Genomic DNA, 25,149 nt, shown 5'->3' on the forward strand with positions numbered 1-25,149 from the left:
GACCATGGCCATTCTTGAACTGCCGAATCAGCGGTTCGTCCTCGAAGGACAACACGTCGCGCATGTCGTGACAATCGGACAGCACGGCAAAGTGTTGCATACGTATTTTGGAGCCCGCCTGCCGTATCCATCCGACTATGAAGCCTTACCGAATCCGGTCCTGGCACACAGCTCGTTTGAATCGCCGGACGGGGTTGCGGTCTATGACTTCATTCCATTTGGTGAGATGGTCTACACAGAACCGACTTTAAAATCAGAACGGGAGGACGGGCAACGAATCAGTCAGTTCGTTTTTGAACGCGCCGAACAATCCGATAATGGATTGATTTTATGGTTGTTTGATTCGTTACAGGAACTCCGGGTCGGTATCAAATACGATCTGTACGAAACGTACGATATGATCGGACGATCACTCGTGATTGAAAACACAGGAACACAATCCGTCCGGTTGACGACGGCCCAATCGTTTGCGATGGGAATTTTACAACGACCGGACTTGAACTTACACCACTTCGCGGGAACATGGACCGGTGAATTCCAAAAACAAGTCACACCGCTGACTCCGGGACGTAAGACGATTGACAGCCGACGGGGTGTGACGAGTCACCAGGCAAATCCGTGGTTCGCTTTGGAACACAGCGCAACAGAATCAGCCGGCGAAGTTATTTACGGACATTTCGCTTATTCCGGCAACTGGTCGATGCACTTCGAGCAGGATGCCTTCGGATTCGTCCAACTATCGGGCGGAATGAATGAGTTTGATTTCAGCTGGCGACTTGAAGCCGGTCAGCATCTTACGACACCGGAATTTTATATCGGATACGCGGCAGACGGCTTTGCCGGGATGAGTGCGCGCGCACATGATTTCCAGCGTGACATCATCATGCCGGAATCGGACCGGAACAAGGTCCGGCCTGTGCTCTATAACTCCTGGGAAGCGACCTATTTTGACGTGACAGAACACGGTCAACGGACACTGGTGGATCAAGCCGCTGCCATCGGCTGTGAACTGTTTGTCGTCGATGACGGCTGGTTCGGGGAACGGAACTCCGACCAGGCCGGTCTCGGTGACTGGGTCGTCAATCCGGAGAAATTCCCGAACGGTCTGACGCCGTTGATTGACTACGTGAAACAACAAAACATGCAATTTGGTTTGTGGGTTGAGCCCGAAATGGTTAATCCGGATTCAAATCTTTACCGGACGCATCCTGACTGGATTTATCACAGTCCCGGTGCCCGCCGGACGACATCACGCAATCAGTTTGTCCTGAACCTCGGTTTACCGCAAGTCGAACAATTTGTGTTCGAGATGATGGATGAACTGCTCGCAACCCACGCGATTGATTACATCAAATGGGATATGAACCGTGCGTTTTCGGAACCGGCTCTCCCGGGTGCGACACCGGCAGAACAACAGGAATTATGGAAGCGGCATGTCGATGCACTGTACCGGATTTTTGACGGATTACGCGTCCGTCATCCGGAAGTTGATTTTGAAGCGTGTGCCGGAGGCGGCGGACGGATCGACCTCGGAATTCTCAAACGGACGGAACAAGTCTGGACGAGTGACAACACGGATCCACTGGATCGTTTGACGATTCAACACGATTTCTCATTTGCCTACAATGCGAAGATGATGAGTTGCTGGGTGACGGATGGTCCAAACTGGCTCAACGGGCGGGATTTACCGCTTGCGACACGCTTTGTGTCTTCGATGCAGGGAACACTCGGCATCGGCGGTAATTTAAGCGAATGGACAACGGAAGAATTGGCGGAAGCAGCTGAATGGATTGCGACGTACAAAACGATTCGGGAAACCGTTCAGTTCGGTCGTCAGTACCGGTTGAAGGCGGACCGCGTGATGACCTCGCTGATGCAGTATACGTCACACGATCAAACCGTTATCCTGGCGGTCGCACCGATGCGCAAACACGGAATCGGTCACTACCATTTCCGGTTAGCCGGCCTTGAAGCGACCACACTTTATCAGGTTGAAGACCGTCAACTGAGCGGTGCTTACTTGATGCAACAAGGTTTGACCTGGAACTACACGAACGATTATGAAGCACGTTGCCTGCGGATCCAACCGGTTCATCGCAGCATCCCTACATCAGAGTCAAAGGAGCCGATCGTATGACAGACCAGACATTAGAACAGATTTTCGAACAACAATTCGGTCAATCGTCGACCCACCGCTTTTTTGCACCGGGCCGGATTAACTTGATCGGAGAACATACAGATTATAACGGTGGTCATGTCTTTCCGTGTGCCTTGACGCTCGGCACCCATGCGGTCGCCCGAAAACGGGACGATGCGGTCTTTCGGTTTTATTCGCTGAATTTTGAAGATGACGGGATCATTGAAGTCGCAGGTGATGACTTGACGCCTCAATCTGCTCACGGCTGGGCCAACTATGCCAAAGGAATGATTCATGTCTTACGGGAAGCCGGTTACCGGATCGATACAGGGTGCGATATTTTAATTAAAGGGGATATTCCGAATGGTGCCGGATTATCTTCGTCCGCGTCACTCGAACTCGTCATCGGTGTCTTACTCGATAAACTGTACGATCTGGATATCGATCGGATTGAACTCGTTAAATACGGTCAACAGGTCGAAAACCATTACATCGGCGTCAACAGCGGCATCATGGATCAGTTTGCAATCGGCATGGGCAAAGCCGGATCCGGACTGTTGCTTGACTGTGAGACGCTTGAGTACACGTATGCGCCGCTTGATTTATCCGGTTATACGATCATCATCATGAATACGAACAAACGCCGTGAACTGGCCGATTCAAAATACAATGAACGCCGCTCGGAATGCGAAGCGGCGCTAGCTTATCTGCAACAGTACCGTCCGTATGCCTCACTCGGTCAATGGTCGATGGATGAATTCGAAACGATTTCGTTTGAGGACGAACGATTGGAACGACGCGCCCGGCACGCGATTTCTGAGAATGAACGGACGTTGCAGGCACTGGACGCACTCAAAGAAGACCGGCTCGAAGCATTCGGTCAACTGATGAATGCTTCCCACCGTTCGTTACGGGTTGATTATGAAGTAACGGGGAAAGAACTTGATACATTGGTCGAAGCCGCTTGGGCGCAACCGGGAGTTCTTGGTGCCCGGATGACAGGTGCCGGTTTTGGCGGCTGTGCGATTGCGATCGTCGAAGACGACACAGTGGAAACATTCATGACGGCAGTCGGACACGCATATGAGACTGAAATCGGTTATCCGGCATCGTTTTATACCGCAACCGTTGGCGATGGAGCACGAGAAGTCGAACAGGAGGTCATCTAAATGGCAGTACTCGTAGTAGGTGGAGCAGGGTATATCGGATCACACGCAGTCTATCAATTGGTCGATGCCAGACAAGATGTTGTTGTCATCGATCATTTAAAATCGGGACACCGGGAAGCGGTTCATCCGAAAGCCCGTTTTTACGAAGGGGATATCCGGGATCGTGCTTTCCTTGACACGGTGTTTGAGACGGAAACCATCGATCAGGTCGTACATTTCGCGGCCTTTTCGTTAGTCGGCGAATCGATGGAGCACCCGCTCGCTTATTTTGATAACAACGTCTACGGCACACAAGTATTGCTTGAAGCCATGATGGCACATGATGTGAAGCAAATCGTCTTCTCGTCGACAGCTGCCACGTACGGTGAACAGGAACAGATGCCGATTCTTGAGACGGCCACGACGAATCCGACGAATGCTTACGGGGAAACGAAGCTGATGATGGAAAAGATGATGCGTTGGTGTGAAACGGCGTATGGTCTGAACTATGTCGCGCTCCGCTACTTTAATGTTGCCGGAGCACGTGCAACGGGTGAAATCGGAGAAGATCATACACCGGAAACCCACCTGGTTCCGCTTGTTCTCGAAGTCGCTAACGGTCAGCGGCCGGTGATTTCGATTTACGGCGATGATTATGCGACGGAAGACGGCACGTGTATCCGCGACTACATCCATGTCGAGGATTTAATCGATGCCCATCTGTTGGCACTGGAATATTTAAAACAAGGCAACACGAGTGACGTCTTTAATCTCGGTTCAAGCCGCGGCTTTTCAGTCCGGGAAATCATTGAAGCGGCACGCCGCGTAACGGGACATGAAATTCCGGAACAGGTTGTCGCACGACGCGCCGGAGACCCGAGTACGTTGATTGCAGGTTCTGATAAAGCGAAAACGCTCCTCGGCTGGACACCGCGCCGGACAGAAATCGACACGATCATTCAAGATGCATGGCGTTGGCACGAACAGCGTCCGCAAGGCTACAAAACACCTGTACGGTAAAGAGAGAGTTAGGAGAGTGAATGGCGATGAATGAACTCATCAAACAATTAACAGAGCAGGCGGTCCGTCAACGGTTGATCGAACCGGAAGATACGGTCTATGCAAGAAACCGGCTCTTATCCTTGCTCGGGGAAGCTGCATACGTGGATCCGGGAACCGTCGGGACGCGTCCGATTCCTGATCTTTTGGACGAGATGATTGAACAACAGATCACGGCCGGGAAACTGGCACCGCGTCTGGACGAAAAAGAACGGTTAGCGGCAGAATTGATGGATGTGTTCGTCGATCGCCCGTCTCAGATCACTTCGACTTTCCGTCAGCTGTACGCGGAACATCCGCAACAGGCGACTGACTATTTTTATCAGCTCAGTCAAGCGAACAATTACATCCAGACAAAACGCATCGCTAAAAATATTCAGTATCAGGCGGACACGGTCTACGGGGAAATCGATATTACGATCAATCTGTCAAAACCGGAAAAAGATCCCCGTGAAATTGCGGCGGCCCAGACAGAAATTATCGAATCAACGTACCCGACCTGTCTCTTGTGTGTTGAAAACGTCGGCTATGCCGGACGGAGCAATCATCCGGCCCGTGCGAATCACCGGATTGTACCGCTGACACTCAGTGGCGAGTCTTGGGCGTTACAATATTCACCGTACGTCTATTACAACGAACACAGCATCATCCTGTCGCAGGAGCACCGGGATATGGTCATTAACCGCCAAGCCTTTGCGCGATTGCTTGAATTCGTCGCGCAGTTCCCGCATTATTTTGCCGGATCCAATGCGGACCTGCCGATTGTCGGCGGATCGATTTTGACGCATGATCATTATCAGGGCGGCCGGTATGAATTTGCGATGGACCGCGCAAAGACGTTACAGAAGTTTGGCTTACCGGATCACCCGGACGTCACCGGCGAAACATTGCATTGGCCGTTGACGGTCGTTCGTCTGAGCAGTACCGACGCTTCCGCATTACTTGATGCGGCGGATGAGGTCTATCAGACCTGGTTGACATACGAAGATGCCGAACATGAGATTCTTGCGGCAACGAACGGTATCCGCCACAATACGGTGACACCGATTGCCCGGATGCGCGGCGAACGGTTTGAACTTGATCTCGTCCTGCGCAACAACCGGACATCGGAAAAACATCCGGACGGCATTTTCCATACGCATGCCGACATTCACCATATCAAACGTGAAAATATCGGTTTGATTGAGGTAATGGGACTCGCGGTGTTGCCGGCCCGTCTGTTAAGTGAACTCAAGCAAGTCGAACAGTTCATCGTAGGGACGGCTGCTTCGACAGCTCCTTCGCATCAAGAATGGGCAACGGAATTGAAGGCATCGTACACCGGACAAGACGTGACGGACTATGTCCGGCAAGCGGTCGCAGCAAAATTTGTCCGCGGACTCGAAGATTGTGGTGTCTTTAAACAGACGCCGGACGGGCAGGCGGGACTTGACCGCTTTCTTGAAACGGTCAGCCGCCAAGTGGCAGGTGATCGGCGATGACGAAACAGACAGCGTTGATCCGGGAAACGGATCTCATTCGTCACACACTGACGCAACCGGGAATCGAAGTCGAGATTTGGAACTACGGCGGCATCATCAATGATATCCGCGTTGCAGATCGAAACGGGCAAATCGAGAGTGTTGTCTTAGGTTTTGATACGGTCAAGGAATACCAGGACCACTCCCCGTACTTCGGGGCAATCGTCGGACGGGTCGCCGGACGCATCGGACAAGCGCAGATGGAAGTCGAAGGAACCGTCTATCCGCTCGCAGCAAACGATGGAACCCATCATCTGCACGGAGGAATCCACGGATTTGATCAAGCGCTTTTTGAGGTCGTCGAGGCCGCGACGGATCGCCTTCATCTCCGTCTGTTCAGTCCGGACGGAGCGGAAGGGTATCCCGGCAACGTCACACTCGATGCCGTCTATCAGCTCAAAGGTCTCGCCTTGACGTTGACGATGCACGCGACGACGGATCAGACGACACCGTTAAACCTGACGAATCATACGTACTGGAATCTGTCGGGGAACTTACAACGGGATATCCTTGACCATCAATTGACGATTCCGAGTGAAACGTACTTGCCTGTCGGAGCGGATTTACTGCCAACCGGTCAACAGCAGGACGTAACAGGAACACCTCTTGATTTCCGAACAGGACGACTGATTCGAAGCGGAGCGGAATCCGGTCATCCGGAAACGGCAGCCGCAGGAAACGGCTACGATCATCCATTTCTTTTATCAGGGCAGCCAATCCGGTTGGAAGAGGAAGCGAGTGGACGGTACGTCGAAGTAACGACGAATCAGCCGGTTGTTATTCTCTACACCGGGACACAACTCGAGACGGATTATGAGATCCGCGGTGTCCGTTCCCGTCCTTCACTTGGACTCTGTCTTGAAACGCAGGTTCATCCGAATGCAGTGAATGAACCTAATTTCCCGGACATTTTGGTTGAAGCGGATCAGACCTACTACTGGGAAACGACTTATCGGTTTGGTGTAAGTAACGGCTGAACCAACCGGAAGGCTGGTAAATACATTTTTTGATGGAAAGAGAGTTGGTGGATTAAAATCCGCCAACTCTCTTTTTCTGTATGAATCAAGTGTTTCCCGATATGATTCAATCACGGGAAAGGGAGTTTCGAGGACGATACCTGTTCGATTTCCAACAGCTGACGTTTCATGTTCAGACCGCCCCAGTAACCGGTTAAGTCGCCTTTTTTGCCGACGATGCGGTGGCAGGGAACGACAATCAAAACACGATTTTTACTGATGGCGGTCCCGACAGCGCGCGTCGCACTCGGCCGGTAAATCTGTTGAGCGATATCTGAATACGTCACCGTCACACCGTACGGAACCTGACATAAGGCCTGCCAGACTTCCAATTGAAAGGGGGTGCCGATCAAATGAAGCGGGAGGGAGAACCGGGTGCGTGTCCCGGCTAAGTATTCGAGGAGTTGTTCTTGATACGGTTGCATGATACGTGGATGCTCAATCAGTTCAGCCCGGGGTAAATGCTTTCGGATCCAGTCGTCAAATAAGTCCGACGGTTCATTTAACGCACCGACATAACAGAGTCCGGTTTCCGTTGCCGCAATGGGAAAGGATGTGTCGTTCCAGTTCAGCCGTGTAAAGTAGACTTCCATCATCTAACCTCCTTCGCACTAAAAATCCAAACAACAAACCGGCCGTTACCTAGGAAAAGGAACGGTCCGGTTGCAACTTACGACTTCGTTAAGACATCCTGCTGACGAGGCGGTAAATGGATTGCCTGTCCGAGCAAGGCTTCGACGGCTTCCGTAAAGGCTTCGTTCCGACTTGGATGCGGCATGACCGGGAAGCGGACGTCTTCTTCTTTCGCATGCAGTTCAAGCGTCTGAGCAAAGACACCGGCCAGTTCGATCGCACCTTCGCCGATCATATGAATACCGAGGATGAGACTGGTCGTCGCATCGGAAATCACTTTGATGAATCCGCTGCCTCCTTCTATGGTCGTCGCTCCATTGGCGTTAAGTGCGAACTGCGCGGTCCGGAGCGAATGACCGGCGTCTGTCGCCGTTTGTTCCGTCAAGCCGATTGAGACGATGGGCGGAAGGGAGCGGATGATGGTCGGGTAATAGGGAACGGTCGCATCTGCTGACTGTCCGCCCAGATGTTCAGCAGTCCGTTTTGCCTCGTGGATGGCACGTGTCGCAATGGCGGGACCAGGTGTCACATCGCCGATGGCATAAATGTGAGGACGGTTCGTCTGTCCGAATGGATCGACGGGAATCGTTCCGTCTTCTGCTAAAGTCACACCGATTCGTTCAAGTCCAAGCTCCAACGTATGCGGAACCCGGGGTAACGAGTGAAACAGGAAAGGAGCGGACCAGGTCGTTTCCTGTCCCTGTTTGACGACAGTCACGGTCACGTCCTCCTGAGCTTCGATTGCGGTCACGGTACCTGTGACCAACTGGATTTTTTGTTTTTTAAAGAGACGCCGCAACTCTTTGTCGAGACTCGGGTCAAAATCGAATGCATCTGCAATCAGTGTGACCGACGTCCCGAGAGCTTGAAAACTCATGGCGGCTTCAATCGCGATATAGTCCTGTCCGATGATGACGAGACGTTCGGGTAACTCGGTCAATTGATATAACTGTTCGGCATTCAGTACGGAAGGCGCATCTTGCTCGATGCTGTGACTACCGGTCGCAATCACGACATCGTTAAACCGGTACGTATCAAACTGATGCCCGAGCTCGACACCAATCCGGTCATCCGCCAAGAAGGAAGCCGTTCCGTGTACGACTTCAATTGCGTTGGTCTGACAGAGCGCCTCGACTCCGGTTCGTAATTGACGGATGGTCCGTTCGCGGTACTCGACCAATTGACTGAAATCATGCGTCGTATGAAACGAGAAGCCGAGAGCGGTCATATGTTTCGTCTGCAATTTGACTTCTGCGGCATGAGCAACGACTTTAGACGGAATACATCCTTTGTTCAAACAAAGTCCGCCGATCTGTGCCTGTTCAATCAAAGTGACGGTCCGACCCAATTGACTGGCACGGATCGCAGCGGTGTAACCGGCTGGACCACCGCCAAGAATCACTAAATCACGTTCTTGCGTCAGTTCACCTACGACCATTTAAATCAGCTCCATCAATAAAGTAGTGGGGTGTTCGATCAATCCGGCGAACCGGTTCGTAAAAGCAACGGCCGTTGCGCCGTCGGCGACACGGTGATCAAAGGACATCGAGAGATTCATCATCGAACGGATGACGATTTGATCATGGTCGTCAACACATACCCGTTTTTTTGTTTTATGGAAGGCAATCAAAGCAGTTTCCGGATAATTGATGATTGGCGTGGCTCCCGTACTTCCGAGGGGACCGACATTACTCATCGTGAAGGTGCTTGGTTTCAGGTCTGCAGCGCGTAAATCGCCGGTCTTAGCGCGGGCCGACAGCTCTGCGACGCGCGTGTGCAACTGTTGCATCGTCAATTTGTCGGCGTCACGGACGACCGGCACAATCAGTCCATCCGTCGTCTCGGTCGCAACGCCGATATGATACTGTTGTTCGAGAATGATCTGTTCATTGGTCTCATCGAGTTTAGCGTTAAAGACCGGGAAGTCTTTCAATGCGACGATCAGGGCTTTAATGAAAAAAGCATTAACGCTGATCGGTTTACCGGCCGCTTTTAATTCTTCGCGTAAGGCGAGCAGGCGGGTCATATCCACTTCTTCGAAATGCGTGACATGCGGAATCGTAAAGAGGGACTGTGTCATTTTTTTAGCAATCTGCTTCCGGATGCCTCGGAACGGAATCGTTTCCGCAGGGGCAACGGAAGACGGGCTGAGCGGTTCAACGGCAGGTGTCTCCTCGACAACGACACGCGTATCGAGGAATCGCCGGACATCCTCTTCTGTTACGCGACCTGATGGATCGGAAGGCGGGACCTGCTCCAAGTCGATCCCATGCTCGCGTGCGATTTTACGCGTGTAAGGCGTAGCCAAGACGCGTCGGTTACCTGATGAAAACGCTGGTGGGGGCGGGATGACAGGCGGCTGCACGTCGATTCGTGTCGTCTGCTTGGGTGTTTCAACTGTTACAGCAGTTTCCGAGTCGTTGGCTTCAATCAACAACAAGACTGTACCGACGGAGACTGTCTGACCGACAGGAATGACAAGATCCGTGACGATACCGGAAACCGGAGCCGGCAGTTCAGCGACCATTTTATCGGTCGACACTTCGACGACGGGCTGATCAATCGTGACCCGGTCTCCGACTTGGACGAGATAATTCGCGATTTCACCTTCCGTCATTCCTTCACCGACGTCATGCAACTTTACTTCAATCATCACGTTCACTCCTTAAAAATCGACCGTACGCTGGATCGCTTCAAGCACACGCGTCGGCGTCGGGATGTAATGGTCCTCCAGGGCGAATAATGGAACAGGAACGTCGAACCCGGTGACGCGGGCAACCGGTGCCCGTAAATATAAGAACGAAGTATCGTTGATCAGCGCAAGCAGATCATTTCCAAGACCACCCGTTGCCTGGGCTTCATGAATGATCACGGCCCGACCGGTTTTTTGGATCGATGCCGCAATCGTTTCACGATCCAGCGGATAAAGGGTCCGTAAATCAATCACTTCGCAGGAGATGCCGCGGGTCGCGGCTTCCGTCGCAGCTTTTTGTGCGACTTGAACCATTGCCCCCCAGGCAATCAGGGTCACGTCCTGCCCTTCGGTAATACAGTTGGCTTTCCCGATTTCAATCGTATATGCTTCACTCGGAACCGGCTCCTTAAAGGCCCGGTAACTCCGCATCGACTCGAGGAACAGGACCGGGTCCGGATCTTCGATTGCCGCAATCAATAACCCTTTGGCATCATACGGTGTCGAAGGGCAGACGACTTTCAGACCGGGCATCGAAGTGAACAGCGCTTCCGTACTGTCGGAATGGATTTCCGGTGCCCGGATGCCGGCGCCATAAGGTGCACGGATGACCATCGGTACACCGTAACGTCCCATCGTCCGCATCCGGATCCGTGAGACGTGGGTCATGATCTGTTCGTAAGCAGGGTAGATAAAACCGAGAAACTGGATTTCGACAATCGGCTTAAATCCGTTGACCGCGAGACCGATCGATGTCCCGACGATTCCCGCTTCACTGAGCGGCGTATCGATGATCCGGTCTTCCCCGAATTCTTCCTGCAAACCGTCCGTTGCCCGGAAAACACCGCCGTTCTTCCCGACATCTTCGCCTAAGACGAGCGTCGTCTCATCGTCCGTCAGTTTTGTCCGTAAGGCATCGGTGACAGCCTGGACGAGCGTCATCTCCGTTTGCCGATTGATAGGTGTCGCCATGTCAATTCCCCCTTGCGGTCAGATAATCCGTTTTTTGACGGACTAAATCATCCGGTAATGTTGCAAACGTATGGTCAAATAAATCATTGACGTCAGGCGGCGGGAAAGCTTCCATCGTTTTGACGGCGGCTTCGACCTCTTCTTGATGGCGGGAGCGAATCGTTTCGATCTCCTGCTCATCATAAAATCCCTGTTCTTTCATGAATGCTTCCAGTCGCTCGAGGGGATCCACCCGGTCCCGGGAACGTTCCTGATCGCGGTATTTCGACGGATCGTCCGCCGTCGTATGGGCACCGAAGCGCCACGTGACCGCTTCGATCAATGTCGGACCACCGCCGGAACGGGCCCGCTCCAGTGCTTTTTGCATCGTGAAATACACGGCGAACACGTCATTGCCGTCAATCCGTACACTTGGCATACCGTACGCGAGTGCTTTTTGGGCAATCGTTTCCGAATGCATCTGTTTTTGAATCGGGACGGAAATCGCATAGCCGTTGTTTTGATTAAACAGGATGACCGGAGCCTGGAAGACGCTGGCGAAGTTCATGCCTTCATGAAAATCACCTTCCGACGTCGCTCCGTCTCCGAAGTAAGCAACAGCAACTTGGGTCGATCCTTTTCGTTTTTCCGCCCATGCCGCACCGACTGCGTGCGGAATTTGTGTGGCGATCGGAACAGCGGGCGGGAAGATATGCAACTCATCTGTCGGGACACAGCCTTCGACGCGCCCGTTCCAATACAAGAACGTCCGAACCATGTCGGCGCCAAACGTCAGTGTCGCTCCGTGATCCCGGTATGTCGGGAAGACCCAGTCTTTGTCCTGCAACGCATACGCACTGCCGACCTGTGCCGCTTCCTGTCCTTCGAACGGCGCATAGGTGCCGAGCCGTCCTTGACGTTGGAGATTGATCGCTTTCCGGTCAAATGTCCGGATTCGGTTCATATGTGTAAATAAGGCGAGGCTCAAGTCTTTTGTCAGCAAATCGGTTTTAGATGTATCCGTCACTTGTCCCGCATCATCAAGGATCCGGTAAATCGGAAATTCAGTTTCCATTGGTGTCACCTCCATTAGTCGTTGCGGATGTTCCATTTCGGTTTGATCGTATTCGTAAAGATATTGTTATGACGAGACCGGATCTGAATCCGTTTGTTGCACATCCGGTTGGCGGCTTCGAGTGTCGTGATTGATTCTGCATGCGACTCGTTAAACACTTCGAGCACCGCGTCGTAGATATGTTTCGTTTTTAAAAGGACACGTTCATGGTTTGCCCCGTATAGTTCGTCGGCGACTTGAATCAGACCGCCGCCGTTGACGATATAATCGGGTGCATATAAAATACCGCGTTGCTGTAATTCGAGTGCGAGCGCATCGTCGGCCAGCTGGTTGTTGGCCGATCCGCAGATGGCTTTACACTGCAACTGTCCGATATTCGCTGACTGGATGACACCGCCATAGGCGCAAGGGACAAAGATGTCCGCATCCGTCAGGTGAATTTCATGGGCAGCAATGACACGAACCGTTCCCGGTGTTTTCTCCGCCTGCTCGACGAGAGCAGCGAGAACAGCTTCGCTCAAATCGGATACATACAGATTGGCGCCGGCGGACAATAACTGTTCGGCGACTTTATAACCGACTTTTCCGAGTCCCTGGACGGCATAACTCGCCCGGCTTAAGTCATCGGATCCATATAAGGTTTCGACGGTTGCCCGTAACCCGTAAATGACACCTTCTGCCGTCGGAATCGATGAATCGCCGCTGCCGCCGAAGGCTTCCGGAATCCCGACGATTCGTGAAGTTTCCCGGCTGGCATGTACGAAATCGTCCATCGTCGTGCCCATGTCCGTTCCGGTATAAAATCGTCCGCCGAGCGAATCGACGAATCGTCCGAAAGCACGGAACAATTCAGGTGTTTTGTCCGTCGCCGGATTGCCGATGATGACGGCTTTCCCGCCGCCGAAATCGACGTCGGCTGCGGCGCATTTATACGTCATGCCGCGTGACAGCCGCAAGACATCATCGAGAGCTTCGTCGACGGTCGAATACGGTGCCATCCGGCAACCACCGAGGGCGGGGCCGAGTGTCGTATCATGAATGGCGATGATGGCTTGTAGACCGGACACAGGATCATTACAAAAAACGACCTGCTCGTGACCAGAAATCTTTTCCATGATTGATAGTGATGGATTTGTGGATGGGTTCAACATGTTCATAAAATACATCCTCCTGACATTAGTAAGCGCTTTCATTTTTAGGTTCAAAAAACATGCGGCGTCAACTTTTCCTGAATCAGCTGCTTATTTAAGATAATCTGTTTGACTTCTCCAAGACCGATGACACGATCACCGTGTCTGACTTCGACTTTTGCCAATACGCGACCCGGGGTAAGCTCACTGACGACGGCTTCGATCCGGATAGTGGATCCGAGTGTCGCCATTCCTACATGCTTCAAGGAAACGGCCCCGCCGACACCTTCCTCTTGTTCTTCCAGATAAGGAAGAATGAGTTTTCGGGCAGCCCATTCCATATGATAGACCATCGAAACGGTCGAATAGGCGGGATGAACAACCACACCCTCAAACTGAGCAAACATTTCTTCTGTGACAGTCGTTTCGATGACCGCAGAGTCGCCGAGCGACAAACCGTTTTTCACATCGATTCCCCCTTACCCCTGACCAGAGCTGGTCTTACCAAAAATAGTATAACACTTGTCACACGATATTTTATCAATCAGTTACAAAATGAGCAAACAATTTCAGGAATATTTTCCAAAAAGAAATATCATTTTCTGACTTTCTCTATAAGAAAGGTCTTTATTTGCACATTTCATCGAAATAAAGACGAATCTTAAGAAAGTTGGGAGCTTTTAACAAAATGAAGGATTGACAACATTGTGAACGTATCGTAGTTTAATGGTATAACCATTTTAAAACGAACGTTTATTTATTGTGTTATATAGACGGGGGAAGGGGTGCCACTTGTATAACGAAATCCTGGAAACGATGGAAGCGGAAGAACGGACCCGCTTACAATTGATAAGTCTACGAGAGACCGTTCGTCATGTGATGGAACATGTTCCGTTTTATCAAACCCGCTTCAAGGAACGGGGACTTGATGCCGAAGCATTACAGACGATGGCGGATATTCAAAAGTTGCCTTTCACGTATAAAAGCGACCTTCGGGAACAGTATCCGTTCGGATTGTTTGCGGTTCCGCCGCATGAAGCCGTCCGAATCCATGCCTCATCCGGAACAAGCGGAAAACCAACCGTCGTCGGTTATACACAAGGCGACCTGGATGACTGGTCGACCGCTGTTGCACGTGGTCTGGTCGCCATCGGTGCTGAAAAAACCGATTTGCTGCACAACGCCTACGGCTACGGTCTGTTCACCGGCGGACTCGGCTTGCACAGCGGAGCTGAACAGCTCGGAATGACGATTGTTCCCGTGTCCGGCGGTAATACGGATCGGCAAATCACATTGATTGAAGATTTTCAGCCGCGCGGAATTTGCGGAACACCCTCTTATATGTTGCATCTTGCGGAACGGATGGAAGAGAAGGGTCTCGATCCGAAGACGAGCAGCCTCCAGTACGGGATTTTCGGAGCCGAGCCGTGGTCGGAAGAGCTGCGGCAGACCCTTGAAGACAAGTGGGGGATTCGGGCGTTTGACATCTATGGTCTCAGCGAAATCATGGGTCCAGGTGTCGCGATGGAATGTCAGGAACAAAACGGATTGCATCTGATGGATGATTTGTTCATCACAGAAGTCATTGATCCCGTAACGGGCGAACCGCTACCAGAAGGAATGGTCGGGGAACTCGTTTTTACAAGTTTAAAAAAGAAAGCGCTTCCAATTATCCGTTACCGAACCGGAGATTTGGCATCTGTGACGACGGAAGTCTGTGCCTGCGGCCGGACGACGACCCGGATGTCACGGGTCAAAGGACGAACGGACGACATGATGATCATCCGGGGCGTCAATGTTTTCCCGTCCGAAATCGAACGGGTGCTGCTGCAACAACCGGGTGTCACACCGCACTATCAAATTCACCGGATTCAACGGGCCGGGCTTGAAGCGCTGGAACTGCACATCGAGCTCGAAGCCGGGACAGTTGCCGATGAACTGAAGCGGGTCATCTGTCATGCGATGAAAACAGAATGTCTGATATCAGTGGATCTGATTTGTCACCCGCCATATGGTCTTCCGCGGTCTGAAGGCAAGGCCGTCCGAATCATTGACCGTCGCGCAGAGTCTGAGAAGAAGTTTGTTTAAGCAGAGGAGGAACTGAAATGTACGATGCGACGCATCTTTTTGAACCACCGGTCATGACCGAAGAGGAAAAATTGGAACGATTTAAAGAACGGATCGAAAACGGGGAAAAAATCGAAGCCGACGACTGGATGCCTGATTTCTACCGGGACACGCTGATTAAATTGATTTCGATGCACGGAATCAGTGAAATCATGGGTGCCTTACCGGAAAAAGAATGGGTGCCGAAAGCGCCGTCCTTACGCCGAAAACTCGGGATCATGGCAAAAGTCCAGGACGAGATGGGGCACGGTCAACTCCTGCTTCGGGTCGTCGAGGATTTGATGAAACCGTACGGAAAAACGCGGGCGGATTTAATGGACGATTTGTTTACGGGACGTCTTAAATTCCATAACGTCTTCCACATGCCGACCCGTTCCTGGGCAGACGCCGGGACAATCGGCTGGCTCGTCGACGGGGCAGCAATCATTACCCAGACGAACATGCTCGGAGCCTCCTACGGACCATACGCACGGGCGTTGCAACGGATTTGTGCAGAAGAAGTGTTCCATGCCCAGCACGGCGAATCGATCATCATGGCTCTGGCCGAAGGGACACCGGAACAAAAAGCGATGATTCAGGAATCCCTCGACGAGTGGTGGGAATCCCTGCTGATGTTCTTCGGACCCGCGTCAAAAGAGACGACCGGCACGTCTAAACAGGACGTGACAATCGCTTATAAAATCCGGACGAAGACAAACGAAGAGTTGCGGCAAAACTTCTTTACGAAATACGTTCCCCGCATCCGTTCGCTCGGTCTCGTCATTCCGGATCCGACATTACGGTTTGATGAGGAAACCGGACAATGGATCTACGCCCAGCCGGACTGGACGGAATTCAAGAAAATCATTCAAGGCGGCGGTCCCCGTTCGAAGGAACGGCTCGCCTTACGCCAAACTTCATATCAAAACAATGCATGGGTGCGCGAGGCACTTGCTGAGACGATCGGCTGAAGGAGGAAAGACCATGACGGAAACGTTTTATCAAGAGTTCGAAGTGTTCAGTAAGCGGACGCCGAATGCAGCCTTTACGCACCAGTTCAGTTTACTGGCACCGAATAAAGAAATGGCTTTACTGATGGCGCAGGAAAATTTCATGCGCCGCGAACCGGTCGTCGACATCTGGGTCGTCAAACGGGCCGATATCCGGGGAATGACACCGGATGAAAAGCTGATGCTGCAACGGCTCGACAATAAAGATTACCGGACGACGAAAGGGTACGGTTATTTGAAGAAAAAATGGCGTCATTATGAGCAACAGATGCTCGACGAAAAAGAAATCATGTCTTGGCAAGGAGGCGATTCGAAATGACGGAAACAGAACGTTTAGCGTTGGCTTCACTGCTCTATCAACTGGCGGATGATGACTTTTTATACGCCTACCGGGGATCAGAGTGGTTAGGGCTCGCTCCGCATATCGAAGAAGATGTCGCGTCATCCTCGATTGCCCAGGATTCGATGGGACATGCAGCGATGTACTATCAGCTGCTTGAAGAAATCGGAGAAGGAAAAGCCGATGCACTCGCACACGTCCGGCTTGCGCACGAACGGAAAAACTCCGTTCTCGTCGAACGCGTCAACGGACCTGGCTATTATATGGAAAATCCGGAATACGACTGGGCCTACGCCGTTGTCCGCAACTATTGTTACACGCTCGCGAAAAAGGTTCGGATTGATTCGTTGAAAAAAAGCAGTTATGCGCCGCTTGCGGCCCTCGCCGTCAAGATCAACATGGAGTTGTATTATCATCTGCTGCACTGGCAGACATGGTTCACCCAGCTGTATCAATCAACCGAAACCGCCCGTCAGAAGATGGACGCCGCCCTTGAACGGGTGCTGGCAGACTTCGGTGATCTGTTCGATTACGGGGAAGCAACAGAGATGATTGATGAGATGCGGTTGATTGAAGGTCAGGGGATTTTACTGGATCGCTGGTATCAGGCACTGACACCGGTGCTCGTTGATCTAAACGTCACGTTGCCGGAAATGAAGATGACCTACAACGGACGAAACGGTGAGCACTCCCCTGATTTGAACGATGCCTTATCGACGCTCGGGGAAGTGTATCTGCTCGATCAGTCAGCGGTATGGTGAAGGGGGAACGGCAGATGACGACAAGTTTAGAACAGGAGATCCGGCAGGCACTCGATACGGTCAAGGATCCGGAAATCGATGCGGTCAGCATCCTCGATCTCGGGATGGTCGAAGCGACGGAATGGACCGAGACACCGTTCGGATACGATGTCCGGGTTACACTGTTGCCGACATTTTTAGGATGTCCGGCGCTTGATATCATTCAAAAAAATACGGAATCCGCGTTGTTGCAAGTACCTCGGGTCAATACGGTCAATGTCGTCTTCCTGTTTGATCCACCCTGGACATCGGACCGGATTACGGAACAAGGGATTTCCGGTCTGAAGTCGTTTGGGATTGCCCCGCCGCGGGTCGTCGATGGGAAATGGGAAATCGACTGTCCGTACTGCGGATCGACATTCGTCTCGATTGAAAATCTGTTTGGTCCGACGGCTTGTCGCAGCATTTTATACTGTAAATCATGCAAAAATCCATTCGAGGCGATGAAACCCGTCTCTACTCTCATGTGAAGGAAGGTAATCATTATGGTAAAACTAATCGCGCTTTATACACATCCGGAAAACAAGGAACAGTTTGACGAGCATTACTTTAATGTCCATGGTCCACTGACGGCAAAAATTCCCGGTCTGCAACAGATGACGGTCACGAAAATCGTCGGTTCACCGATGGGCGGAGACGGTAAATATTATCTGATGTGCGAAATGGTCTACGAAAGCCATGAAACGATGAAAGCCGGCATGCGTTCGCTTGAAGGAAAAGCATCCGGGAAAGATTTGATGGGCTTTGCAGGAGATCTTGTGACGCTGATGATCGGTGAAGAAGTCCATGCTGACGCCACAGTACGTTAAGACGAGTATCGACGGCCGGATCGGTCGAATCCGACTGAACCGTCCGGAGCGTTACAATGCCTTAAACCGACCGATGATCCGGGAAATCGTCGAAGCGATGGAGCGGTTCGATCAGGATGAAACGGTTGCGGTCATCGTCTTGAGCGGAGAAGGAAAATCCTTTTCCGCCGGAGCCGACATCGATGAGATGGTCGATGCAACACCGGTTTCGATGGAATTGCTTGATCCGTTTGCGGATTGGGACCGAATCAGCCGACTGCATAAACCGCTAATTGCGGCCGTTCATGGCTTTGTGCTCGGCGGAGGGTTTGAACTCGCTCTCGCCTGCGACTTAATCTATGCGACACCCGAGACGCAGTTTGCGTTTCCGGAGGTCGGACTCGGCGTCATGCCGGGAGCCGGCGGCACACAACGGTTGACGAAACGGATCGGACGGACGCGTGCCTTGGAATGGTTGTGGACGGGAGACCGGATGCCGGCGTCGGAAGCACAGCAACTCGGTATCATCAACCGGATCGTGGAGGCAGATCAGCTTGAAGCACATATGTTGACGGTGGCTGACCGGATTGCGGCACAACCGGTGATGTCCGTGCGTCTGATTAAAGATGCGGTCGATAAAGCAGGAGATCTGTCGTTGCAAGACGGTATGGATCATGAACGACGAAATTTCTACTTACTATTCGGGACGAACGATCAAACGGAAGGCATGCAAGCCTTTGTTGAAAAACGCCAACCGACATTCAAAGGAAACTAAAAGGAGTGGGAGCTATGTCAACGGTACATGAAAAAACAATTGAGATGAAACGTTCCGTCTATCATCTGGTCATCAACGGTGAACAGGTCGAAGGGGCATCAGGTGAGACATTCAAAACGTATAATCCGGCAACGGGCGAAGTCATCGCGGAAGTCGCAAAAGCGTCAAAAGCCGATGCCGATCGTGCTGTTCAGGCGGCGCGTGATGCTTTTGATCACGGGAAGTGGAAAATGTGGCCGGTCGGTCGCCGGTCCCAAGTCCTGAATAAAATTGCCGGCATCATGCGTTCACGTTTCAATGAGCTCGTAGAACTTGAGATTCTGGATACAGGGAAATCACTCGCTGCGGCACAGGGACAGATCGCGCAAGCGATTGAAGACTTTGAATTTTATGCCGGTGCCATCGTCGGTCACCGCGGCGCCGTCAACAATGTGCCGGGTCAATTCCATAACTATACGGAAAAAGAACCGGTCGGCGTCTGTGCCCAAATCATTCCGTGGAACTATCCGTTGATGATGGCGGCGTGGAAAGTTGCACCGGCTATCGCCGTAGGCTGTTCGGTTGTCGTGAAACCGGCGACACTGACACCACTGACAGCGATCATCCTGGGTGAAATCTGTCTCGAAGCTGGTGTACCGGCGGGCGTCGTCAACGTCATTCCGGGATCGGGCCGTGAAATCGGCAACCATTTGGTGGAGCATCCGAATGTCGATAAAGTAGCTTTCACCGGTTCAACACCAGTCGGAAAAGATATCATGGGCCGGGCGTCGGAAAGTCTGAAGCGCGTCACGCTCGAGCTTGGCGGTAAATCACCGAACCTCGTCTTTGAGGATGCCGATATCACGGCAGCCGTCGACGGTTCGCTGTTCGGAATCTTCTACAACAGCGGTCAGTCGTGCGAAGCGCGCTCACGCCTGTACGTCCATGAAGACATTTACGATACGTTCATGGAACAATTCGTCGCGAAAACGAAACAATTAGTGCTCGGTAATCCGTTTGATAAAGGTACACACGTCGGGGCAATCATCGATCAACAGCAACTCGATGTCATCGACGGTTATGTCCAGTCGGCAAAAGCGGACGGCGCTACGATTTTGACTGGGGGTCAAGTCGAGAAGGTAGCCGGCTTTGAAGAAGGGTTCTGGTATGCACCGACGATCATTGCTGATGTCACACACGAGATGAAAGCCGTCCAGGAAGAAATCTTCGGACCGGTTGTCGTCGTGATGAAGTTCAAGGACGAAAAAGAAGCCGTCCGTCTCGCAAACGATACGGAGTTCGGACTCGGATCAGCGATTTGGACAAAAGACGGAGCACGGGCGACACGGATTGCGAATCAAATCAAAGCCGGTATCGTCATGATCAACTGTCCGTTCTCGGCCTTCCCGGGCACACCGTTCGGCGGCTACAAACAATCTGGTTTCGGTCGTGAACTCTGCATCGAGACGCTTGATTTATATACGGAAACGAAAAGTATCCTGTCGTACTACGGCAGTCGTCCACTTAATCCGTTCGGACTGTAAAACCAAAGCGTGCGGACGTTCGTCCGCACGCTTTTTTAAAGGGGGAAATCAGATGATGGTTCAACAGATGGTTGTCGTAGGATCAGGTGTGATGGGAAGAGGAATTGCGTACGTCGCAGCAGCAAGCGGATTTGATGTGACGCTGGTCGATGTGGAGCAAGAGCTGCTTACGTCAGCGCAGCAAGAACTGGAAACGATTGCCGACAAAGGGGTCAGCCGCGGGAAAATGACGACGGAAGAAGCCGGGCAACTGTTCGACCGTTTGCGTTATGCAACGGATTTAGAAGAGGCGGTCAAAGAAGCGGATCTTGTCATCGAAGCTGTTCCGGAACGACTCGATATCAAGCGAACGGTGTTTGAGACACTGGATCATCATGCACCGGTGGATTGTGTTTTTGCGACCAATACGTCGACGATGAGCCCGACCGAGATTGCGTCGTTTACGAAACGTCCGGAACGAATCATGGCGATGCATTTCTTTAATCCGGTTCACCGAATGCCGCTTGTCGAACTGGCACGGGGTCTTGAAACATCGGACGAAACGGTAGCAATCTGCGAAACCGTTGCGCAACAGATGGGAAAAGAGACGGTCGTCATTCAGGAGTTTCCCGGATTCGTCACGTCCCGGATCAGTGCCCTCGTCGGGAACGAAGCGTTTTATATGCTCCAGGAAGGACTCGGGACACCGGAAGAAATTGATAAAGCGATTAAACTCGGACTGAACTATCCGATGGGACCGTTTGAACTCGGGGATCTCGTCGGACTCGACACCCGTTTAAACAATCTGAAGTATCTGCATGAAAAATTGGGTGAAAAATACCGTCCGGCACCACTGCTCGAACAGTATGTCAAAGCCGGACGCCTCGGACGGAAAACCGGACGCGGTGTCTATGACTATTCCGACAGCGGGGTGAAGACACGATGAGACGTGTAGCCATCATTGATGCGGTCCGTACGCCGATCGGCCGGTATAACGGGGCACTGAAAGATGTCCGTCCGGATGATTTAGGGGCGTGTGTCATTCAAGCCCTCATTGAGCGGAATCCGGATGTCGATCCGCAGCAAATCGAAGAAGTGATTTTCGGAAATGCCAATCAGGCGGGAGAAGATAACCGGAATGTCGCCCGTATGTCCGGCTTACTCGCTGGTCTCCCGGTCGAAGTCGCAGGAACGACCGTCAACCGGTTGTGCGGTTCCGGACTGGATGCCGTCATTGCGGCAGCCCGGGCGATTGCGATGAACGAAGGCGATATTTACATTGCCGGCGGAACGGAAAGCATGACCCGTGCTCCGCTCGTCATGGGCAAGCCAGAAATGGGTTTTGCCCGCGGGAATCCGACGATGTATGACACGACAATCGGCTGGCGGTTCGTCAATGAAAAGCTGGATGCGAAATATGGAACGGACTCGATGCCGGAAACGGCGGAACACGTCGCAACCCGGTACGGCATTTCGCGGGAAGTGCAGGACGATTTTGCCTTCTCCAGTCAGCAACGGGCGAAGCAGGCGATGGAAACACATCGTTTTCAAACCGAGCTGGTGCCGGTCCGGTATACGACACGTAAAGGACAGGTCGTCGAAGTGAAAACGGACGAACATCCGCGTCCCGATACGAGCCGTGAGAAGCTCGGAACGCTCAAAAGCCTGTTTCCGAATGGTACCGTCACAGCGGGAAATGCATCCGGTGTCAACGATGGGGCAGCGGCGCTGTTGTTGATGAGCGAAGAAACGGCGGAACGTCTTGGTCTGACGCCGCTTGCCTATTACCGGGCCAGTGCTGTCGCAGGTGTCGAACCTGCTGTCATGGGAATCGGACCAGTCGATGCGACCCGGAAAGTCTTGAAGCGGGCCGGTTTGACGGTGGAACAACTGGACTTGATTGAACTCAACGAGGCGTTTGCGGCACAAAGCGTCGCCTGTATGAACGAGCTTGGTTTACCGCCGGAAAAAGTGAACATCAACGGAGGTGCGATCGCATTCGGTCATCCGCTCGGTGCAAGCGGGGCACGGATTTTGACGACGTTAATCCACGAGATGTGCCGGACGAATCAGACATATGGTCTCGCGACGATGTGTGTCGGAGTCGGACAAGGGATTGCGCTCGTTGTTGAACGGGAGGGACTGACATGATTCATTTGGAACGTTTGGATCACGTCGCCATTATTCGGGTGGACCGGCCGGAACGGCTGAACTGTTTCGATTATCCGACGTTGGTCGAATTGAAAGAGCTCGTCGCAACCGTCCGTCGCGAGCCGGATATCCGGGTCGTCCTCTTCACGGGGACGGGGAAAGCGTTTAGTGCCGGAGCGGACTTAAAGGAACGGGTGACATTAAACGAAACGGAAGTCCGGCGGAACGTTGAAATGATTCGTGACGTCTTCGCAGATATTGCCCGTTTGCCGCAACCGACAATTGCTGCCGTCAACGGTCATGCGCTCGGAGGCGGCTTTGAATGGATGCTTGCCTGTGATTTCCGGATCATCGTCAACGGGGCGCTCGTCGGCTTGACGGAAACCAGTTTCGGAATCATTCCCGGCGCTGGCGGGACACAACGTCTGCCAAGGTTGATCGGGGAAACGCGGGCAAAGGAAATGATTTTCACAGCAAAAAAAATCGATGCGGAGACAGCGGAGCGTTACGGCATCGTCTCGCGTGTCGTCCCAACCGTCGAAGAATTGATGGAAGTCTGTCTGGCTTTTGCCGACGAGATGCTGTGCAACGGACCGATTGCCATCCGGCAGGCGAAACAGGCAATCGACCAAGGGCTTGATCATACGCTTTCCGAAGGCTTGAAACTTGAAACAGCTGCCTATGAAACCGTCATCCCGACGGAAGACCGCTTGGAGGCGTTACGTGCTTTTTCCGAGAAACGGACACCGCAGTTTCAAGGAAAATGAGGATGGTCGTCCTCTGAAATAACACGTATACTAACGGTACACAAAAAAACGTTATATTAAAGAGAGAGTGAATGACATGAGTGCGAATACACAATCGATGATTTTTACAGTATACGGGGATTACATCCGTCATTACGGCAATCAAATTTGGGTCGGCAGTCTGATTCGTCTGCTCAAAGAGTTTGGTCATAATGAACAGGCGGTCCGGGTCGCGGTTTCCCGGATGGTCAAGCAGGGCTGGTTGACGTCACAAAAACAAGGCACCAAAAGCTTTTATTCGTTGACCCCGCGCGGTGTTGAGCGGATGGAAGAAGCCGCCCGGCGGATTTATAAATCGACGCCTCATGTCTGGGACGGAAAATGGCGGACGCTGATGTATACGATTCCGGAAGACAAACGGCAAATCCGTGATGAACTGCGGAAAGAGTTGTCGTGGAGCGGATTCGGAAATTTATCGAACGGTGTCTGGATTTCGCCGAACCCACTCGAAAAAGAAGCGGAACGGTTAATTGAAGCCTATGATATCAAAGCGTATGTCGACTTTTTTGTCGGCGAATATCACGGTCCGCAACAGGATCAATCACTGGTCGAACGGGCCTTTCCGCTTGATGAATTACAAGAACGGTATGAACGGTTCATCGCCGAGTACAGCCGGCGTTACATCGTTCATCAAAGCCGGATCCAGCTCGGTGAAATGGATGAGGAACAGTGTTTTGTCGAACGGACGACTCTCGTCCATGAATACCGGAAGTTTTTATTTACGGATCCGGGACTGCCGCAGGAGCTGTTGCCGGATGAGTGGAGCGGCCATCACGCGGCCTTGTTGTTTGAACAGTATTACCGGTTGCTCGCAGAACCGGCGAGCCGGTTTTTTGAATCGATCTTTCGTGAAACCCACGATGTGACGCAAAAAAGTGCCGATTATGATGCTTCGGAACATCCATTGTTTGCAGAACGCTAAAACAAAAACGCTCATCCCGAAGAAACGAGATGAGCGTTTTCGTGCCGATCGTCAATTGTCAGCAAGCTGTTTTCGGAAGGCATACCCTTTATCGACGTAGGAATCGATCGATTCCTGAATCATCTCGAGATCGGATGCTGTGAGTTCACGGACGACTTTACCCGGTGACCCGATAATGAGCGAACGGGGCGGGAATTTTTTTCCGGACGGAATTAAGGTATTGGCACCGATAATACATTCTTCCCCAATATCGGCATGATCGAGAACCGTTGCCCCCATCCCGACGATTGAGCGCCGGCCGATTTTACAACCATGTAAAATGGCGTTGTGTCCGACTGTCACCTCATCTTCAACAATGACCGGTGCTCCCTCGTAAAGGTGGATGGTCGCATTGTCCTGGATGCTACAACGTTTGCCGATCGTGATCGGACCTTCATCGCCGCGCAGGACGGCATTAAACCAAATCGTCGACTCTTCCCCGACAGTTACATCGCCGATCAAAAAAGCACCGGGAGCGACAAATACATTTGTGGCGAGCTGGGGGGAACTATCACGGTAGGGAATCTTCATGAAAACGCCTCTTTTCTA

Annotated in this window: 25 protein-coding genes; 17 read left to right on the forward strand and 8 right to left on the reverse strand. The window is 52.2% G+C overall.

Annotated features, from left to right (window positions below):
- The first annotated feature begins 4 nt into the window (after window positions 1-4).
- The 5 genes from R7V76_RS03905 to R7V76_RS03925 are packed head-to-tail and all read left to right on the forward strand — an operon-like array spanning window position 5 to window position 6,841.
- Window positions 5-2,137, forward strand: coding sequence for an alpha-galactosidase (locus tag R7V76_RS03905; RefSeq protein WP_318091349.1), 2,133 nt, complete (start codon window positions 5-7; stop codon window positions 2,135-2,137).
- Window positions 2,134-3,306: a galactokinase gene (locus R7V76_RS03910; RefSeq protein ID WP_318091350.1), complete on the forward strand. Its 1,173-nt coding sequence runs from the start codon at window positions 2,134-2,136 to the stop codon at window positions 3,304-3,306. The genes R7V76_RS03905 and R7V76_RS03910 overlap by 4 nt, the downstream gene beginning before the upstream one ends.
- Window positions 3,307-4,305 carry a UDP-glucose 4-epimerase GalE gene (galE, locus tag R7V76_RS03915; RefSeq protein WP_318091351.1) on the forward strand — a complete coding sequence of 333 codons (999 nt, stop codon included), beginning with the start codon at window positions 3,307-3,309 and terminating at the stop codon, window positions 4,303-4,305.
- Between the two features lie 20 nt (window positions 4,306-4,325).
- Complete coding sequence (locus tag R7V76_RS03920; protein ID WP_318091352.1) at window positions 4,326-5,825, forward strand: UDP-glucose--hexose-1-phosphate uridylyltransferase; 1,500 nt, start codon at window positions 4,326-4,328, stop codon at window positions 5,823-5,825.
- Window positions 5,822-6,841 (forward strand): aldose epimerase family protein, encoded by a 1,020-nt coding sequence (locus tag R7V76_RS03925; protein ID WP_318091353.1) that lies wholly within the window; start codon window positions 5,822-5,824, stop codon window positions 6,839-6,841. Before R7V76_RS03920 ends, R7V76_RS03925 begins: the two co-directional genes overlap by 4 nt.
- Window positions 6,842-6,951: 110 nt before the next feature.
- On the opposite strand, the gene R7V76_RS03930 is transcribed toward R7V76_RS03925, so the two are convergent.
- From R7V76_RS03930 to R7V76_RS03960, 7 genes are all read right to left on the reverse strand, one after another.
- Complete coding sequence (locus tag R7V76_RS03930; protein ID WP_318091354.1) at window positions 6,952-7,473, reverse strand: methylated-DNA--[protein]-cysteine S-methyltransferase; 522 nt, start codon at window positions 7,471-7,473, stop codon at window positions 6,952-6,954.
- A 77-nt stretch (window positions 7,474-7,550) separates the two neighbouring features.
- The gene (locus R7V76_RS03935; protein ID WP_318091355.1) at window positions 7,551-8,951 is read right to left on the reverse strand and encodes a dihydrolipoyl dehydrogenase family protein; all 1,401 of its coding nucleotides are present in this window, start codon (window positions 8,949-8,951) and stop codon (window positions 7,551-7,553) included.
- Window positions 8,952-10,166, reverse strand: coding sequence for a dihydrolipoamide acetyltransferase family protein (locus R7V76_RS03940; RefSeq protein ID WP_318091356.1), 1,215 nt, complete (start codon window positions 10,164-10,166; stop codon window positions 8,952-8,954).
- A 12-nt stretch (window positions 10,167-10,178) separates the two neighbouring features.
- Window positions 10,179-11,177 carry an alpha-ketoacid dehydrogenase subunit beta gene (locus R7V76_RS03945; RefSeq protein ID WP_318091357.1) on the reverse strand — a complete coding sequence of 333 codons (999 nt, stop codon included), beginning with the start codon at window positions 11,175-11,177 and terminating at the stop codon, window positions 10,179-10,181.
- Window position 11,178: 1 nt separating this feature from the next.
- Entirely contained in the window at window positions 11,179-12,231 is a 1,053-nt protein-coding gene (gene pdhA, locus R7V76_RS03950) for a pyruvate dehydrogenase (acetyl-transferring) E1 component subunit alpha (RefSeq protein ID WP_318091358.1), read from the reverse strand.
- A gap of 14 nt (window positions 12,232-12,245) precedes the next feature.
- Entirely contained in the window at window positions 12,246-13,388 is a 1,143-nt protein-coding gene (locus R7V76_RS03955; protein WP_318091359.1) for a Glu/Leu/Phe/Val family dehydrogenase, read from the reverse strand.
- A gap of 44 nt (window positions 13,389-13,432) precedes the next feature.
- The gene (locus R7V76_RS03960; RefSeq protein ID WP_318091360.1) at window positions 13,433-13,828 is read right to left on the reverse strand and encodes a thioesterase family protein; all 396 of its coding nucleotides are present in this window, start codon (window positions 13,826-13,828) and stop codon (window positions 13,433-13,435) included.
- A 349-nt stretch (window positions 13,829-14,177) separates the two neighbouring features.
- On the opposite strand from R7V76_RS03960, the gene R7V76_RS03965 reads away from it, so the two are divergent.
- The 12 genes from R7V76_RS03965 (at window position 14,178) to paaX (ending at window position 24,561) form a co-directional block, all read left to right on the forward strand.
- A complete protein-coding gene (locus tag R7V76_RS03965) occupies window positions 14,178-15,449 on the forward strand; it encodes a phenylacetate--CoA ligase family protein (RefSeq protein ID WP_318091405.1) in 1,272 nt (423 codons plus the stop codon).
- Between the two features lie 17 nt (window positions 15,450-15,466).
- Window positions 15,467-16,438: a 1,2-phenylacetyl-CoA epoxidase subunit PaaA gene (gene paaA, locus R7V76_RS03970; protein WP_071499513.1), complete on the forward strand. Its 972-nt coding sequence runs from the start codon at window positions 15,467-15,469 to the stop codon at window positions 16,436-16,438.
- 13 nt (window positions 16,439-16,451) lie between these two features.
- Complete coding sequence (gene paaB, locus R7V76_RS03975; protein ID WP_012369298.1) at window positions 16,452-16,796, forward strand: 1,2-phenylacetyl-CoA epoxidase subunit PaaB; 345 nt, start codon at window positions 16,452-16,454, stop codon at window positions 16,794-16,796.
- A complete protein-coding gene (paaC, locus tag R7V76_RS03980; protein ID WP_318091361.1) occupies window positions 16,793-17,578 on the forward strand; it encodes a 1,2-phenylacetyl-CoA epoxidase subunit PaaC in 786 nt (261 codons plus the stop codon). Before paaB ends, paaC begins: the two co-directional genes overlap by 4 nt.
- 14 nt (window positions 17,579-17,592) lie before the next feature.
- Window positions 17,593-18,087, forward strand: a complete 495-nt coding sequence (gene paaD, locus R7V76_RS03985) for a 1,2-phenylacetyl-CoA epoxidase subunit PaaD (protein WP_318091362.1) — start codon at window positions 17,593-17,595, stop codon at window positions 18,085-18,087.
- Window positions 18,088-18,102: 15 nt separating this feature from the next.
- Entirely contained in the window at window positions 18,103-18,426 is a 324-nt protein-coding gene (locus R7V76_RS03990) for an EthD family reductase (protein WP_012369301.1), read from the forward strand.
- Entirely contained in the window at window positions 18,404-19,180 is a 777-nt protein-coding gene (locus R7V76_RS03995; RefSeq protein WP_318091363.1) for an enoyl-CoA hydratase/isomerase family protein, read from the forward strand. The genes R7V76_RS03990 and R7V76_RS03995 overlap by 23 nt, the downstream gene beginning before the upstream one ends.
- A 14-nt stretch (window positions 19,181-19,194) precedes the next feature.
- Entirely contained in the window at window positions 19,195-20,703 is a 1,509-nt protein-coding gene (locus tag R7V76_RS04000) for an aldehyde dehydrogenase family protein (RefSeq protein WP_318091364.1), read from the forward strand.
- A 55-nt stretch (window positions 20,704-20,758) separates the two neighbouring features.
- A complete protein-coding gene (locus R7V76_RS04005) occupies window positions 20,759-21,628 on the forward strand; it encodes a 3-hydroxyacyl-CoA dehydrogenase (protein WP_318091406.1) in 870 nt (289 codons plus the stop codon).
- On the forward strand, window positions 21,625-22,833 hold the full coding sequence (locus tag R7V76_RS04010; RefSeq protein WP_318091365.1) for an acetyl-CoA C-acyltransferase: 1,209 nt from the start codon (window positions 21,625-21,627) through the stop codon (window positions 22,831-22,833). Before R7V76_RS04005 ends, R7V76_RS04010 begins: the two co-directional genes overlap by 4 nt.
- Window positions 22,830-23,600: an enoyl-CoA hydratase-related protein gene (locus tag R7V76_RS04015; RefSeq protein ID WP_318091366.1), complete on the forward strand. Its 771-nt coding sequence runs from the start codon at window positions 22,830-22,832 to the stop codon at window positions 23,598-23,600. The genes R7V76_RS04010 and R7V76_RS04015 overlap by 4 nt, the downstream gene beginning before the upstream one ends.
- Window positions 23,601-23,676: 76 nt before the next feature.
- Window positions 23,677-24,561 carry a phenylacetic acid degradation operon negative regulatory protein PaaX gene (gene paaX, locus R7V76_RS04020; protein ID WP_214766252.1) on the forward strand — a complete coding sequence of 295 codons (885 nt, stop codon included), beginning with the start codon at window positions 23,677-23,679 and terminating at the stop codon, window positions 24,559-24,561.
- A 51-nt stretch (window positions 24,562-24,612) separates the two neighbouring features.
- Here the strand turns inward: paaX and R7V76_RS04025 are convergent, their stop codons facing one another.
- Window positions 24,613-25,131, reverse strand: coding sequence for a gamma carbonic anhydrase family protein (locus R7V76_RS04025; RefSeq protein WP_318091367.1), 519 nt, complete (start codon window positions 25,129-25,131; stop codon window positions 24,613-24,615).
- Window positions 25,132-25,149 lie beyond the last annotated feature (18 nt).

This window comes from Exiguobacterium artemiae, assembly GCF_033342815.1.
GTDB classification, from domain to species: domain Bacteria; phylum Bacillota; class Bacilli; order Exiguobacteriales; family Exiguobacteriaceae; genus Exiguobacterium_A; species Exiguobacterium_A artemiae_A.